15 protein-coding genes are annotated in these 14,475 nt (G+C 67.7%); 9 read left to right on the forward strand and 6 right to left on the reverse strand.

The window, feature by feature from the left end:
• Positions 1-133 precede the first annotated feature (133 nt).
• The gene (sepH, locus tag GPX89_RS18200; protein WP_328601958.1) at positions 134-1,189 is read right to left on the reverse strand and encodes a septation protein SepH; all 1,056 of its coding nucleotides are present in this window, start codon (positions 1,187-1,189) and stop codon (positions 134-136) included.
• Between the two features lie 162 nt (positions 1,190-1,351).
• Positions 1,352-2,476 (reverse strand): phosphoserine transaminase, encoded by a 1,125-nt coding sequence (gene serC / locus GPX89_RS18205; RefSeq protein ID WP_157388763.1) that lies wholly within the window; start codon positions 2,474-2,476, stop codon positions 1,352-1,354.
• 133 nt (positions 2,477-2,609) lie between these two features.
• On the opposite strand from serC, the gene GPX89_RS44675 reads away from it, so the two are divergent.
• The gene (locus GPX89_RS44675; protein ID WP_235947491.1) at positions 2,610-3,692 is read left to right on the forward strand and encodes a hypothetical protein; all 1,083 of its coding nucleotides are present in this window, start codon (positions 2,610-2,612) and stop codon (positions 3,690-3,692) included.
• A 3-nt stretch (positions 3,693-3,695) separates the two neighbouring features.
• On the opposite strand, the gene GPX89_RS18215 is transcribed toward GPX89_RS44675, so the two are convergent.
• Positions 3,696-4,565: a polysaccharide deacetylase family protein gene (locus GPX89_RS18215; RefSeq protein ID WP_328601959.1), complete on the reverse strand. Its 870-nt coding sequence runs from the start codon at positions 4,563-4,565 to the stop codon at positions 3,696-3,698.
• Between the two features lie 50 nt (positions 4,566-4,615).
• The gene (locus GPX89_RS18220) at positions 4,616-4,795 is read right to left on the reverse strand and encodes a DUF1272 domain-containing protein (protein ID WP_157388764.1); all 180 of its coding nucleotides are present in this window, start codon (positions 4,793-4,795) and stop codon (positions 4,616-4,618) included.
• Positions 4,796-4,925: 130 nt separating this feature from the next.
• Between GPX89_RS18220 and GPX89_RS45920 the strand changes: the two genes are divergently transcribed.
• On the forward strand, positions 4,926-5,726 hold the full coding sequence (locus GPX89_RS45920; protein WP_157388767.1) for an RDD family protein: 801 nt from the start codon (positions 4,926-4,928) through the stop codon (positions 5,724-5,726).
• Between the two features lie 159 nt (positions 5,727-5,885).
• On the opposite strand, the gene GPX89_RS18230 is transcribed toward GPX89_RS45920, so the two are convergent.
• Positions 5,886-7,028 carry a citrate synthase 2 gene (locus tag GPX89_RS18230; protein WP_157388769.1) on the reverse strand — a complete coding sequence of 381 codons (1,143 nt, stop codon included), beginning with the start codon at positions 7,026-7,028 and terminating at the stop codon, positions 5,886-5,888.
• 101 nt (positions 7,029-7,129) lie between these two features.
• Here GPX89_RS18230 and pdxH point away from each other — a divergent pair, with 101 nt between their 5' ends.
• The 5 genes from pdxH to GPX89_RS18255 all read left to right on the forward strand — a co-directional run bounded on the left by pdxH (position 7,130) and on the right by GPX89_RS18255 (position 12,783).
• Positions 7,130-7,879: a pyridoxamine 5'-phosphate oxidase gene (pdxH, locus tag GPX89_RS18235; RefSeq protein WP_157388771.1), complete on the forward strand. Its 750-nt coding sequence runs from the start codon at positions 7,130-7,132 to the stop codon at positions 7,877-7,879.
• Between the two features lie 63 nt (positions 7,880-7,942).
• Positions 7,943-9,268, forward strand: coding sequence for an MFS transporter (locus GPX89_RS18240; RefSeq protein ID WP_157388772.1), 1,326 nt, complete (start codon positions 7,943-7,945; stop codon positions 9,266-9,268).
• 186 nt (positions 9,269-9,454) lie between these two features.
• Positions 9,455-10,768, forward strand: a complete 1,314-nt coding sequence (locus GPX89_RS18245) for a citrate synthase (RefSeq protein WP_328601960.1) — start codon at positions 9,455-9,457, stop codon at positions 10,766-10,768.
• Between the two features lie 325 nt (positions 10,769-11,093).
• Positions 11,094-12,302 (forward strand): GNAT family N-acetyltransferase, encoded by a 1,209-nt coding sequence (locus GPX89_RS18250; protein WP_157388774.1) that lies wholly within the window; start codon positions 11,094-11,096, stop codon positions 12,300-12,302.
• A gap of 70 nt (positions 12,303-12,372) precedes the next feature.
• Entirely contained in the window at positions 12,373-12,783 is a 411-nt protein-coding gene (locus GPX89_RS18255; RefSeq protein ID WP_157388776.1) for a YccF domain-containing protein, read from the forward strand.
• Positions 12,784-12,860: 77 nt separating this feature from the next.
• On the opposite strand, the gene GPX89_RS18260 is transcribed toward GPX89_RS18255, so the two are convergent.
• Positions 12,861-13,298 (reverse strand): Rv0880 family HTH-type transcriptional regulator, encoded by a 438-nt coding sequence (locus GPX89_RS18260; RefSeq protein ID WP_328601961.1) that lies wholly within the window; start codon positions 13,296-13,298, stop codon positions 12,861-12,863.
• A gap of 109 nt (positions 13,299-13,407) precedes the next feature.
• On the opposite strand from GPX89_RS18260, the gene GPX89_RS18265 reads away from it, so the two are divergent.
• On the forward strand, positions 13,408-13,650 hold the full coding sequence (locus GPX89_RS18265; protein ID WP_328601962.1) for a DUF2530 domain-containing protein: 243 nt from the start codon (positions 13,408-13,410) through the stop codon (positions 13,648-13,650).
• A gap of 149 nt (positions 13,651-13,799) precedes the next feature.
• Positions 13,800-14,414 (forward strand): TetR/AcrR family transcriptional regulator, encoded by a 615-nt coding sequence (locus tag GPX89_RS18270; RefSeq protein ID WP_157388778.1) that lies wholly within the window; start codon positions 13,800-13,802, stop codon positions 14,412-14,414.
• Positions 14,415-14,475: the final 61 nt, after the last annotated feature.

The raw sequence follows: 14,475 nt of genomic DNA on the forward strand, positions 1-14,475 counted from the left end.
TGGAAGGCCGCCGCGATGTCGCTGTTGCCGACCCTGTTTCACGGCGCGCCGGAGAGCGGAGGGCCGAAGGGCTCAGCAACCCTTCAGCATCCGAAATGTTCGAGCGCTGCCCGTGGGATTTCCCACAATCGGCTCAGTGGCCGGAGCTGCGCACCCCTAGGAGCACGTCCTCCCAGGACGGCATCGGCGCCTTGCCACCGCGCTTCGCGCGATTCTGCTTCTGCGCGTTCTGCTTCGCGGCGGGCTGCGCCGGGGCGGGCGCCGGTTCCGCGGTGGCCGCGGCGGGCTCGGCGACCGGAGCGGAGGGGGCCGACGGGGCAGCGGGCGCCGGAACAGCCGGGGCCGCCTGCTCTTTCGCGGCCGGAGCGGGAGCCGGAGCCGGGGCGGCGGCGGTGACCGCGGGAACGGTGCCGTCCCCGACCGCGGCCCGCTGCTCGAAGTAGTCCTCGGAGCTCTGCTGCTTGGCGACCCGCGCGGGCGCGGACTCGTATTCGGCGGCGCGCTCTTCCCGCGGCGCCGGAGCGGGGGCGGGAGCCGGAGCCACCGCGGGCTCCACCGCGACATCGTTCTGGTCCGGCAGGATGGTCGCCAGACCGCGCAGCGCGCGGCCGAAGTCGGGATCGATGAGATCCGAGGCCGGATCGTCCAGCGGCACCACCGAACCGCCGTGCGCGTCGGGCTGGTAGCGCCAGTGCGCGGCAATCACCGAACGGCCCGCCTGCCACTGCAATTGGGCCACCCAGTAGCCCTTCTCGTCCTTCCAGGCGTCCCACTCGGCGACCTCGATATTGTGGCCGCGCTCGGCGAAGGCGGCGGACACGATCTCGATCAGGGTCTCCACGGCGGGGCCGTCGTTGCGGACCGGGTGCGCCTTCTGCGCCAGCTCGGCGGCCCGGGCGCGTTCCAGCAGAACGGGATAGGCGAAACGCTCGACTCGCGACAGCGGCATGCCCGACTCTTCGGTGACCTGCTCCACCGAAGCACCCGCGCGGATACGGGCCTGGATATCGCGAGGACGCATCGTGGCTTCCGTTTCGATCTCGATTTGGCCGAATCGGGCAAGATCTCCGCGGGCAGCGGCGCGCAGTTTGTCATCGGCGGCGAGCCGGAACTTCTGGCCGCTCTCGGTATCGATGCACACGATGTGCGTGGAATCGGGCGTCAATCCGATCACTCGAAGTTCACGCACCGTTACCTCCTGTTCGCTGCGTAACTCACAGCTATAGCTAGGCTCGCGACACCGCCCACGTTCTGGAACAGTAGTGCACTTCTGTGAATCATGGGGCAAGACACGCGGCGCGGAAATCTGTCGCCAGACTCCCGCGCCGCATAGTCTTACCTGTTTTCGATCTCAGCCGAGCTGTCCCACAACCCAATCGATGCAGCGAGTCAGCTGCGAAACATCCTCGGGATCGATGGCCGGGAACATACCGACACGCAGCTGGTTACGACCCAGCTTACGGTAGGGCTCGGTATCCACGATTCCGTTGGCGCGCAGGACCTTCGCAACCTGTGCGGCGTCCACCGAATCGACGAAGTCGATGGTGCCGACAACCTGCGAACGCAGCGCCGGGTTCTGCACGAAAGGAGTGGCGAATTCGCTGGTCTCGGCCCACGAGTACAGGCGCGAGGAGGAATCGGCGGTGCGCTTCACGGCCCAGTCCAGACCGCCGTTGCCATTCAGCCATTCGATCTGGTTGGCGAACAGCAACAGGGTGGCGAGCGCCGGGGTGTTGTAGGTCTGATCCTTGGTGGAGTTGTCGACCGCGATCGGCAGCGAGAGGAATTCGGGGGTCCAGCGACCCGAGTTCTTGATCTCCTCCACGCGCTCGAGCGCCTTGGGGCTCATCAGCGCGATCCACAGGCCACCGTCGGCGGCGAAGCACTTCTGCGGCGCGAAGTAGTACACGTCGGTGTCGGTGATGTTCACCGGCAGGCCGCCCGCGCCGGAGGTGGCGTCGATGGCGATCAGGGCGTGCTCGGAACCGGCCGGACGCGACACCGGAATGGCGACACCGGTGGAGGTCTCGTTGTGGGCCCAGCCGATCAGGTCGACCGAGGGGTCCGAGGTCGGCTCGGGGGCGTCGCCCGGCTCCGACTTCACCACGATCGGGTCACCGATGAACGGGTTGCCCTTGGCGACCGAGGCGAACTTCGAGGAGAACTCCCCGTTGCTCAGGTGCAGCGACTTCTCGCGGATCAGGCCGAAGGCGGCGGCGTCCCAGAACGCGGTGGTGCCGCCGTTGCCCAGCACGACCTCGTAACCGTCGGGCAGGGAGAACAATTCGCGCAGACCGGAGCGCACCCGGGCCACCACGTCCTTGACCGGCTTCTGCCGGTGGGAGGTGCCGAACACCGAAGCGCCGGTATCCACCAGGGACTGCAGCTGCTCGGGGCGGACCTTGGAAGGGCCGCAACCGAACCGTCCGTCGGCGGGCTTGAGATCGTCGGGGATGGTCGGGAACGCAGAGGTCATGGCGACAAGGGTAGAGGTGCTATCACCCGCGCTCACGAGGGGGTCGGCCCGCAAAAACATTCCGACCGGGGTCGTTCACCAACCCGCGCGTATCGCTGTGTCACGCACCACACAACCGTTACGGTTTACCGCCATGGACATGGCCGCACACGAGCGACCGAGCACCACCGGAGACCACGCACCCGACTCCGCTCCCGCCGCTCCCCCAGCCTCCGCGAATTCCGGCCGCCCGCAACACCGCCCGGACACCGGGCCTGGCTCCCGCGGTCCCGAGCCCCGCCTGGGCTTGCTGGCGCGCCTGTCCTCCCAGTTCGGCTCGCGCGGCCTCAGCCGCCGCGGCCCCGCCCTCGACGACGCCGCCCGCCGCGAGCTGCTGCTGCACGGCGTCGAGGGCACCGCCACCATCCTCAGCGTCCGCTCGAGCGCCAAAGTCTCCCCGCCCCGGCCCGATTCGCTACCCGAGATCGGATCGACCCCGATCGAGGACCGGCGAACCGGTGCGCCGCGCGCCGAGTCCGGACTCCCCATGGGCGCGCGCTTCATCGGCGCGGACACCGCTCCGGAACCGCTCACCGATATCCCGGCCGCGGCCGAGGACACCGACCCCGACGGCCGGACGCCGGATGCGCGCGGCAGGTCCGGGCGCCGCACCGACATTCGCACCGGGGCCGAGAAGCGCGTCGACGCCCGGGCCGCGGCCGCGCGCCGCGTCGGAAATCGCGACGCGGACGTCGCCGAACCCGGCTTGGAATTCTGGGTGCGCATTCAGCTCGAGGATCGGCACGCCTACGAGACCCGGGTCCGGCAGCGCGTCAATGCCGCCGATCAGGAGTACATGGAGCCCGGCGACATCGTGTGCTGCCGAGTCGATCCCGGCGACCACGACCGGGTGGTCCTCTATCTGCCCGCACCGGACGAGATCTCGCGCACCAATATCGCCAAGATCCTGACCGACGGTCGCCGCGCCCGCGCCACGGTCCTGGCCGCCACCCCGGTGGCCGCCGACTACACCGGCCGCGACGACCCGGTGCTGCGGCTGGATCTGGAACTGCGCGCCTGGGACGAGCCGGGGCCGTGGCGGGTCCGGCTGATCCAGCCGGTTCCGTTGTCGGCGATGGAACTGATCGACCTGGGCCGCCACCTGGAGGTCGCCTTCTTCACCGTCGACCGCGGGGAGTCGGTGGCCGTGGATTGGGCCGCCTCCCGCGAACTCTGAGCCCTAGGGCAGGTGGACGAACTGAAAACCGTTGGCCACGAGGGTGGGCAGCGACGCGAGCATCCCCGCGCCGGTGCCGGCCTTGGGGCGGTGCATGTGCGCCAGGGAGATGCCGCCGGGCTTGGCCGTCAGCATGTTGTTCTGCACCTGGGTCGAGGTGGCCGTCGCGCCGTAGTCGGCGTTGAGTGAGAAGCCGACCGGCGTTTCGCCCAGATCCTTGACGATCGACACGGCCACATCGTCGTAATGGGCGGTGCCGGTGCGGAAGAAGCGCGGGGCGTGGCCGGTCAGGGCGATGATGCGCTGATGGTTGCCCCAGACCTCGTCCACGGCGGCCTGCGGCGAAGCGGTGCCCTTGATCTCGTAGGCGGCCCGGCCGTTGACCGAGAGCGGGCAGTGCGCGGTGCCGTGGTTGCCGATCTCGAAGAGCGGATTGTTCGCCAGCTGGCCGGCGCGGGCCGGGTTGGCGTCGATCCAGCGCTTGTTCAGGAAGAGAGTGGCCGGAATCTGCTGGGCCTGCAGGAAGGCCAGCAGATTCTCGTCGATGTCGTTGTTGCCGGGGCCGCCGCAGGCGTCGAAGGTGATCGCGAACTGCTTGCCGGTGGCATTGAAGCCGGTGACGATGCCGTCCAGGTCCATGCCCCATGCCTGCGGCTGCCGCCCGGCGTACTTGGCGGCCACCGCATCGGGATTGGCCCCGGAAATGGGTAGGCGCGCCGGCGCGGTGGCCGGATCGGCGGCACCGCGCGGCGGGTCCAGGATGCGGTCGGACGAATTGCCGTTCGCCACACCGCATCCAGCGGTCACGAATCCCGCGGCCAGCGCCGCGCCCGCGGCGAAGAGGCCGCGCCTGGACAGTCCTGCGTCGAACACCGAAGCAGGTTATGTGAATCTGATCTCAGGTGCCAGGACCCCCACCGGGTTTATTTCAATCGTCGCGGTCTGGCAACCAGTTCGCCACCGCAGTTGGGGCAGACGTAATCCATTGTTCGACCGCAGGGTTCGCAGAAGCTGCACTCGTAGGAGCAGAGGAAGGCCGGACCGTCCGCGGGGAGCTCCGCTACCTCGCAGCGCTCACAGCGTGTCCGCATCTCCAGCGCCATCAGATCCTCCGTCTTGAACCGTGCCGACCGCTCCGTAGAGGGTGTGATCGGATTTCCAGTTCATCCCTTCGGCCGGATTGCTCCAGACTGTAGCCTGCCCGACCGAAACAACCCTTTGCTAGGAATCGAATTGACATACCCGAACAACCCGTACCCGCAGCAGCAGCCCGGATACGGCTACCCGCCCGCCGACCAGCCCGCCGGCGGCTACGGCGCACCCCAGCCCGGCTATGGCGCTCCTCAGCAGCCGGCGTACGGCGCTCCGCAGCAGCCCGCCTACGGCGCACCCCAACCTGCCTACGGCACACCGCAACCCGCATACGGCGCACCCCAGCAGCCCGCCTATGACGCGCAGTCGCCCTACGGGGCGCCGAAGCAGCCCGCCTACGGCGCGCCCCAACCCGCCTACGGCGCACCGCAACCCGCGTACGGCGCACCCCAGCCCGGCTACGCTCCGTTCGGGGGATACGGAGCGGACTATGCGAGCTGGGGCGCACGCGTGGGCGCTCGGCTGATCGACAGCCTGGTCGTCGTCGGCCCGTTCGCACTGCTGTACATCATCGCGATCACCGCAGGCACCTCGAAGCCCACGTGCACGACCAGCGGCTACTACACCTCGTGCGACTCCGGTTCGATGAACGCGCTGGGCCTGATCTGCTCGTTGATCGGATTCGTCGCGTGGATCGGCACCGGGCTGTTCTTCGCCTACCAGGAGGGCACCACCGGCCAGACGCTCGGCAAGCGGGTCGCGGGCATTCGCGTCATCCGCGAAACGACCGGCCAGCCACTCGGTTTCGGCACGGCGATCCTGCGCTACCTCGCCGAGAACCTGACCAGCTTCTGCGGGATCGGCTGGCTCTGGCCGCTGTTCGACGACAAGAAGCAGACCCTGGGCGACAAGATGGTCGGCTCGATCGTCGTCAAGGCGTAAGGCAACTCTCCTAGCTCGGGCCTCCGCCTCCCCGCGGCCGGGCTCGCGCCCCTGAAACCCCTCGAGATGCCCGGGGCTGGGGGGTGACCCGGGACACCACACTGGAAACGCGATGGCCCGCAGTGAAATTCGCTGCGGGCCATCGCGTTGTTCAGGGACTTACTTGTGCGACAGCAGGTTCCAACCGGGCACGGTCTCGGGCTTGCGCGGGGCCGGGCCGGTGTAGATGGCGGCGGGGCGGACCAGCTTGCCGAGCTTCTTCTGCTCGAGGATGTGGGCACACCAGCCGGCGGTACGGCCACAGGTGAACATGGCGGGCATCATGTGCGCCGGGACCTCGGCGAAGTCCAGGATCACCGCGGCCCAGAACTCGACATTGGTCTCGATGGCACGGTCGGGGCGACGCTCGCGCAGCTCGGCCAGGGCGGCCTGCTCCAGCGCGGCGGCGACCTCGTAGCGCGGGGCGGCCAGGCGCTTGGCGGTGGCGCGCAGCACGCGGGCGCGGGGGTCCTCGGCGCGGTAGACGCGGTGGCCGAAGCCCATCAGCTTTTCCTTGCGGTCCAGGATGCCCTTGACCAGAGCCCGTGCGTCGCCGGTCTTTTCGACCTCTTCGATCATGGGCAGCACGCGGGCGGGCGCGCCGCCGTGCAGCGGGCCGGACATGGCGCCGATGGCGCCGGACAGCGAGGCCGCCACGTCGGCGCCGGTGGAGGCGATGACGCGGGCGGTGAAGGTGGAGGCGTTCATGCCGTGCTCGGCGGCGGACACCCAGTAGGCGTCGATGGCCTCGACGTGGCGCGGGTCCGGGTCGCCCTTCCAGCGGGTCATGAACCGCTCGGTAATGGTCTGGGCCTGATCGATCTTGGCCTGCGGCACGGCGGGCTGGTAGATGCCGCGCGCCGACTGGGCCACATAGGACAGCGCCATGACCGAGGCGCGCGCGAGGTTCTCGCGGGCGGTGTCGTCGTCGATGTCCAGCAGCGGCTGGTAACCCCAGATCGGGGCCAGCATGGCCAGACCGGCCTGCACGTCCACGCGCACGTCGCCGGTGTGGATGGGCAGCGGGAACGGCTCGGCCGGCGGTAGGCCGCGGCCGAATTCGCCGTCCACGAGCAGGGCCCACACATCACCGAAGGTGACCCGATTGCCGACGAGGTCCTCGATGTCGACGCCGCGATACCGGAGGGCACCGCCGTCCTTGTCGGGTTCGGCGATATCGGTGGTGAAGGCGACCACGCCCTCGAGACCGCTCACGAAGCCGTCCGGGACGACATTGGTGGGTACCGCAGCGCTGGCAGTCATGTTGTGACTCTCCTTGCAAAGTCGGGCTGCCCGATCCCTGGGCAGCCACGCCGATCATCTGGAGCTTAACGCGCGGATTACCGCGGAGTAACGTCTGCCCCATGGTTGACCAGGAGAAATTCGCCACTGCGTCGGTGGCGCGCATGGCTTCCGCCGACGTCGATATCGCCGCACTTCGGGTGGAGTACGGAGTCGATCAGGGCGACAACCATCCAGGCACGGAAACCGACCTCGACGAGACCTGGCTGAGCGACGGCTGGGAGCCCTTGCTGCGCAAGTGGATAGAGGACGCCACCAGCGCGGGCCTGATCGACCCGAACTCCATGGTGGTGAGCACCGTGGAGATCACCGAAACCGGCCCGAAGCCCTCCTCGCGAACTGTCCTGTGCAAGGGGCTTTCTCCCGAAGGTGTGACTTTTTACACGAATTACGAATCCTTCAAGGGCCGCCAACTGACCCAAACCCCCTACGCGTCGGCCACTTTCGTCTGGCAGGCGATGGGCCGCCAGGTGACCGTGCGCGGCCCGGTCCATCGGGTTCCGGCCGAGGCCACCGAGGTGTACTGGCAGTCGCGGCCGCGCGGTTCCCGCCTCGGCGCGTGGGCCTCGGAACAGTCGCGGCCCATCGCCTCGCGCGCCGATCTGGACAAGCAGATGGACGAGACGACCGCCCGCTTCGCCGACGTGGACGACATCCCGGTCCCGCCGTTCTGGGGTGGATTCCAGATTCAGCCCGAGACGGTCGAGTTCTGGCAGGGCCGCCGCAGCCGCATGCACAACCGGATCAAGGTCACCTTGGAGCCGGGCAATACCGACGTGGCGGCCATGAAAGTCGAACGCCTGCAGCCTTGATCGATCCTCGACGCGGAAAAAGTTGGATATCTCACGTTCAAATGGTGGGATCATCCGCCCAAAATGCCTAGCCAAGCGCCATTTCGGCTGGCTAGTGTCAGGTCGGTGAAGCTGCTCGCCGATATAACTCCATTACGGAATCCTGACTACCGCCGGTTGTGGACCACCGGCATCGTCACGGTCATCGGAGCACAGCTTTCCGTCGTAGCCGTTCCCAAACAGCTCTACGACATCACCCACAGCTCTTCGTATGTGGGCCTTGCCGGACTCTTCGGCCTCATCCCCCTGATCGTTTTCGGTCTGTGGGGCGGCGCGCTCGCCGACGCCATGGACCGCCGCAAGATGCTGCTCATCACCAGCGCCGGCACCGGCCTGACCTCCCTCGCCTTCTGGGGGCAGGCCGCCGCCGGGCTGAACAACGCCTGGCTGGTGCTGGTCCTGTTCTCGGTGCAGCAGGCTTTCTTCGCGATGAACCAGCCCGCGCGCAGCGCCATCTACCCGCGCCTGCTCCCGCCCGAGCAGCTCCCGGCGGCCAACTCGCTGAGCATGACCGTAATGCAGTTCGGCGCGATCGCCGGACCCGTCCTGGCGGGCATGCTGATTCCGTTCGCGGGCCTGGCCATGCTGTATCTGATCGATTCGATCTTCCTGCTGGCCACGCTGTGGGCGACCTGGAAGCTGCCGCCCATCCCGCCGCACGGCGAGTCCCGGCGGGCGGGCCTGCGCGAAGTCTTCGACGGCTTCGCCTATCTGGCCACCCAGAAGATCCTGCTGGCCTCGTTCGCGGTGGACGTGGTGGCCATGGTGTTCGGTATGCCGCGCGCCCTGTTCCCGCAGATCGCGCAGGACAGTTTCGGCGACTCCGCTTCCGGCGGAACGGCTCTGGGCCTGCTGTTCGCGGCCATGTCGGTGGGCGCGGTGCTGGGCGGGGTGTTCTCCGGCTGGCTGTCGCGGGTGCGCCGCCAGGGCCTGGCCGTGGTGGTCTGCATCGTGCTGTGGGGCCTGGGCATGGTCGGGTTCGGGCTGGCCGTGGGCCTGGTCGGGCACGGGCTGGGCATGACCCTCGCGCTCTGGATCGCCCTGGCCTGCCTGGCCTTCGGCGGCGCCGTGGACATGTTCTCGGCGGCCCTGCGGACCACCATGCTGCAGTCGGTGGCGACCGACGAGATGCGCGGCCGGCTGCAGGGCGTGTTCATCGTCGTCGTGGCGGGTGGACCGCGCATCGGTGATGTTGCGCACGGTTTCGCGGCGGCCGCGGTGGGTACCGCTGTGGCAGCGGCGGGCGGCGGTGTCCTGGTGGTGATCGGCATGATGATCGCGGCCGTGGCCTTCCCGGCCTTCGTGCGCTACCGGGTCACACGTGCGCATTCGGAGGTGCAGCTCGCCTGAGGTTTCCGCGTTCATGCACGTAGCACATGATGGCCGTTCGCCTCACACGCAAATCAGGTGACCGTGAGGTAATAAGGGACACCCTCATGAGTCGGGCGTCTTGGACAGCGGCTAGCGTTGACTCGAGCGCATCGCGCGCCGACCGCGTCCGATGCCTACGGTTACAAGCCTGAGAGGGATCCTTCCGTGCCCGCTGAGAACATCATCAACGTCGACGACGACGCCAAGCCGGTACTGCAATACCCGGGCGGCGAGTACCCGATGACCGTCGCCAAGGCTGTCGAGGGCAATGACGGAATCGACCTGGGCAAGCTGCTGGCCAGCACCGGGTACGTCACCTACGACCCCGGTTTCATGAACACGGCTTCGACCAAGTCGGCCATCACCTACATCGACGGTGAGGCCGGCATCCTGCGCTACCGCGGCTACCCGATCGAGCAGCTGGCGGGCAAGTCGAGCTTCATCGAGGTCAGCTACCTGCTGATCTACGGCGAGCTGCCGACCCAGGCCCAGCTGGACGACTTCACCGACCGGATCCGCCGCCACACCCTGCTGCACGAGGACCTGAAGCGGTTCTTCGACGGCTTCCCGCGCAACGCGCACCCGATGCCGGTGCTGTCGTCCGCGGTCAACGCGCTGTCGGCCTACTACCAGGACTCGCTGGACCCGCGCGATCCCGAGCAGGTCGAGCTGTCCACCATCCGACTACTCGCCAAGCTGCCCACCATCGCGGCCTACGCGTACAAGAAGTCGGTCGGCCAGCCGTTCCTCTACCCGGACAACTCGCTGTCGCTGGTGGAGAACTTCCTGCGGATGACCTTCGGCTTCCCGGCCGAGCCCTACGAGGTCGACCCGGAGATCGCCGCCGCGCTGGACATGCTGCTGGTCCTGCACGCCGACCACGAGCAGAACTGCTCGACTTCGACCGTGCGCCTGGTGGGTTCGTCCGACGCCAACCTGTTCACCTCCGTCTCCGGCGGCATCAACGCGCTCTGGGGCCCGCTGCACGGCGGCGCGAACCAGGCCGTGCTGGAGATGCTCGACGAGATCAAGGCCAGCGGCGGCGACGTCAAGGAGTTCGTCCGCAAGGTCAAGAACAAGGAAGACGGCGTGAAGCTCATGGGCTTCGGGCACCGCGTCTACCGCAACTACGACCCGCGCGCCACCCTGGTCAAGCAGGTCGCCGACGGCATCCTGGCCAAGATCGGCGGTGACGACCAGCTGCTCGACATCGCCAAGGCCCTGGAAGAGGCGGCGCTGACCGACGACTACTTCATCGAGCGTCGCCTGTACCCGAACGTCGACTTCTACACCGGCGTCATCTACCGGGCCATGGGCTTCCCGACCCGCATGTTCACCGTGCTCTTCGCCATGGGCCGGCTGCCGGGCTGGATCGCCCACTGGCGCGAAATGCACCGCGAGCCTTTGAAGATCGGCCGTCCGCGCCAGATCTACACCGGCTACGGCGAGCGCGACTACATCGAGATCAACGGTCGCTGATCGCTTTTCGACCGACCCCGCCGCAACGCATCGTTGCGGCGGGGTTTTTCGTTTACAAGGACTTGTTAAGGATCTTGCTGGGACGAGGCGGCAATCTAGTTCCTGTGAGACGGAAACGATCTCGCAAGCGGGGGAACCGGGGTCGGGGGATCCGGGGGATCGGGGGGAAACGGGGGGACCGGGGGTCGGGGGACCAACGGGGGCGAGGGGGAACGGGGGGACGGGGGAATCCGTACTCCGGGTGTCACCTGCCGCGGCGGGGGCGGCAGGTGACACCCGGAGAAAAACGGATGCGCCGGACGAAAATTCGTGGGATGTTCGGTTCATGGCATCGACGAATGGCATTACCGTGCGTTCGGCCCGAGCGGAGGAGCGGCCGGAGATCGTCCAGCTCTCCGAAATCAGCTTCGGAATGCGGGTCAACCCCGCCGATCTCGAATACGCCGAGCAGGTCTTTCCGACCGAGCGGGCGCTGGTCGCGGTGGACGGCGATCAGATCGTCGGACACGCCAACGACCGGGTCATGACCGTCACGGTCCCCGGCGAGCGCACCGTCCAGGCTTCCGGTGTCACCAGTGTCGTGGTCGCGCCGACCCACCGGCGACGCGGCATCCTGCGATCGCTCTACACCGAACTCCACCGGCGCAGCGAATCCGAGAACCTGCCGCTCACCATCTTCACCGCCAGCGAGGGCACCATCTACGGCCGCTTCGGCTACGGCCCGACCATCGTGACGAACGAGGTCTTGATGCCCGGCCGCACCGCCGAATTCCGGCCCACCACACCCGATCCCGGCGGCGTCCGCGTGGCCGCGCCGGATGAGGCGAAGACGGTGATCCCCGAAATCTACGACCGCTGGCGGCGATTCGTCCCCGGTGCGCAGATCCGCCCCGAAGCCCGCTGGCAGCAGCGGGTTTTCGCCGACGCCGTACAGAGCGAGGGCGGCTCGCCACAGTTCTTCCTCGTGCACCCCGACGGTTACGCGATCTTCCGGCGCGCCTGGAACGACGACGGAAAGAACATCGCCACCATCCGGGAACTGCGGGCCATCACACCGGAGGCCCACATCGCGCTGTGGCGGGTGCTGCTGGGCATGGACCTGGTCCACACGATCGAGACCGAGCTCGCCGACCGCGATCCACTCCCCCACCTGCTCACCGATCCCAGGCTGGTCAAGGTCACCGGCCGCCATGACGCCCTCTGGGCCCGCGTCATGGACGTCCCCGCCGCGCTCTCGGCGCGCACTTATCAGCGGGACCTGGATGTCGTGCTGTCCGTGGACGATCCGTTCCGCGACGCGGGCGGCACCTTCGCGCTGCGGGTCCGCGACGGCATCGCCGACTGCGAGCCCACCGACCGCGCCCCGGACCTCGAACTCGGCATCGACATCCTCGGCAGCCTCTACTTCGGGAGCTACCGGGCCAGGGACTTCGCCGCCGCCAATCGGATCCAGGCCAAGGACGCCGCTCGGCTGCGCGCCTTCGACGAGGCATTCGGCTCGGAGCGTGAGGCCGAGCTCGGCTGGTTCTTCTGACCGCCGCTCAGGGTGCCCATCACCGGGAAGTCAGGGTTTTCCCGGTGGTGGGCGGGCACCGGCCGCTGGCATGCTGGGGATCGTGAAACCCATCCAGTTGATACTCAACGTCCTGTGGCTCGTGCTCGTCGGCTTCTGGATGGCGCTCGGCTACATCGTCGCCGGATTGATCTGCTGCGTCCTGATCGTCACGATCCCGTGGGGCATCGCGTCGTTCCGCATCGCCAACTTCGTGCTGTGGCCCTTCGGCCGCGAGGCCGTCGAGAAGCCGAGCTCCGGTGTCGGCTCGATGCTCGGCAACATCATCTGGATCATCGTGGCCGGCTGGTGGCTGGCGCTGGGTCACCTGATGACCAGCATCGCGCTGGCCATCACCATCATCGGAATCCCGTTCGCCTGGGCCAATCTCAAGCTGATCCCGATCTCGCTGTTCCCGCTGGGACGCGAAATCGTCGACAGCGACCGGCGATTCGGATACTGACCGCCCGGGTTGAAAGGGGTTTCAGGGGAAGCCCGGCCACGGGGAGGCGGAGGCCCGAGCTCCCGAGAGTTGGGTCCCTATTCGGACTCGTCGACGATGTACTTCATGATGCCCACGGCCTCGGTCAGCACCTTCAGCTGATCGGGGCTGAGTTTCGAGAGCTGATCGGTCATCCACGCCTCGCGGGCCTGGTTCTCGTCCGCGACGAGCGCCCGCCCGGCCGGGGAGAGCGACACGATGATCTGCCGCCCGTCGGTCGGGTGCGGATTGCGTTCCACCAGATCCAATTCCGACAGCGAGGCGATGACCCGCGTCATGGACGGCGGCTGCACCCGCTCCTTGGCGGCGAGCGCGCCCGGGGTCATGGCGCCTTCCCGATTCAGGGTGGCGAGTGCGGAGAGCTGGGTCAGCGAAATCTGGGCATCGGCCCGCCTGCCCCGCAGATGCCGAGTCAAGCGCACCACCGCCAGCGAGAGTTCACCGGCGAGCGCTCGAATGTCGGAAGGCGTTGTCACAGAGGCAAACGATACGGGACCGTCCGCGCGGGAGTCGGCTGTTCGCGTCGGTAGCCACCACCCGCCCCGGCGCGCCGCCGATCGAGCTCGCGCCCTCTAGTCTGGGGACGTGACCACGCCACCCGTACCGGAGATTCCCCAGCGCTTCACCGATCCGCGTCCCGTCCTGGCCGTGGGCACCCTCGGTTTCCTGATCGCGACGGTCGCGGTGTGGGTGAACGATGCCTGGGCGACGGCCCGGCCGGTGTGCCTGATGGGTTTGGCGGTCGGGCTGCTGGGTTACACGATCTTCGCGATTCAACGGCGAAGCGCGCGGCGCGGCGACAAGGGAGCACAGCTCGGCTTGGACTGAGGGCTTTACAAACTCCGCCATTTCGTAACGAAATGTCTGGAATGCCCGGCAGACCGCGAGTCCGGACCGACGGCGCAAAACGAACTTGCGGGGCGTGCGAATTGACTGCGCGCGTCGCGGACGCTTAACTCCCTGGAGTGTCCTCCCGATTGAGCGTCGAAGAACGACGGGCCCACCTTATCGAGGCGGCCATCGGCCTTGCCGAAAAGAAGGGCGTGGCAGGAGTTACCACGCGCGATGTTGCCCAGGCAGCCGGTGTTTCCCTCGGTGTGGTGCATTACTGTTTCGAAAACAAAGATCAGCTGATGACCGAGCTGGTCAAGGCGCTCTCGATGGAATTGCGTGATTCCGTCGACGCCAACGAAGCGGTATGGCAAGACGTCGGAACCGGAAAAGCAGCGCTTCAACAATTGGTGCGCGCGGGTCTGGAACTCATGTGGCTCAACATCGAAGCCACACCCGAGCGCCAACTACTCACCTACGAAACCACCACTTACGCCCTGCGCGAAGGTGAGCAGACCCCCGCGAAACTCGCGATCGCCCGCGAGCAGTACACCTTCAACGACTCCACCGTCGCCGATATCTGCGAGCACGCGCGCGAAGCCACCGGCACCCAGTGGACCGTTCCGGTCGGCACCCTGTCACGTTTCATCCTCGCCACCATCGACGGCATCGTGCTGCGCTGGCTGGTCGACAACGACAGTTCCGCCGTCCGTGAGCAATTAGATGTTCTCGCCACCACCGTGGCCGCCCATTCGGCCTGACCCGGGCCCCACTCAGCACCGGCGCGGGCAGCTGATCAGCCCGCGCCGGACCTATTTCCCG

It is taken from the genome of Nocardia terrae, from assembly GCF_009760405.1.
Taxonomy (GTDB): Bacteria; Actinomycetota; Actinomycetes; order Mycobacteriales; family Mycobacteriaceae; genus Nocardia; species Nocardia terrae.

Excerpts from the sequence above, each read along its gene's own strand:
- serC (WP_157388763.1), bottom strand. The coding sequence starts at position 2,476 with ATGACCTCTGCGTTCCCGACCATCCCCGACGATCTCAAGCCCGCCGAC.
- GPX89_RS44675 (WP_235947491.1), top strand. The coding sequence starts at position 2,610 with ATGGACATGGCCGCACACGAGCGACCGAGCACCACCGGAGACCACGCA.
- GPX89_RS18220 (WP_157388764.1), bottom strand. The coding sequence starts at position 4,795 with ATGGCGCTGGAGATGCGGACACGCTGTGAGCGCTGCGAGGTAGCGGAG.
- GPX89_RS18230 (WP_157388769.1), bottom strand. The coding sequence starts at position 7,028 with ATGACTGCCAGCGCTGCGGTACCCACCAATGTCGTCCCGGACGGCTTC.
- pdxH (WP_157388771.1), top strand. The coding sequence starts at position 7,130 with ATGGTTGACCAGGAGAAATTCGCCACTGCGTCGGTGGCGCGCATGGCT.
- GPX89_RS18240 (WP_157388772.1), top strand. The coding sequence starts at position 7,943 with ATGCCTAGCCAAGCGCCATTTCGGCTGGCTAGTGTCAGGTCGGTGAAG.
- GPX89_RS18250 (WP_157388774.1), top strand. The coding sequence starts at position 11,094 with ATGGCATCGACGAATGGCATTACCGTGCGTTCGGCCCGAGCGGAGGAG.
- GPX89_RS18255 (WP_157388776.1), top strand. The coding sequence starts at position 12,373 with ATGCTGGGGATCGTGAAACCCATCCAGTTGATACTCAACGTCCTGTGG.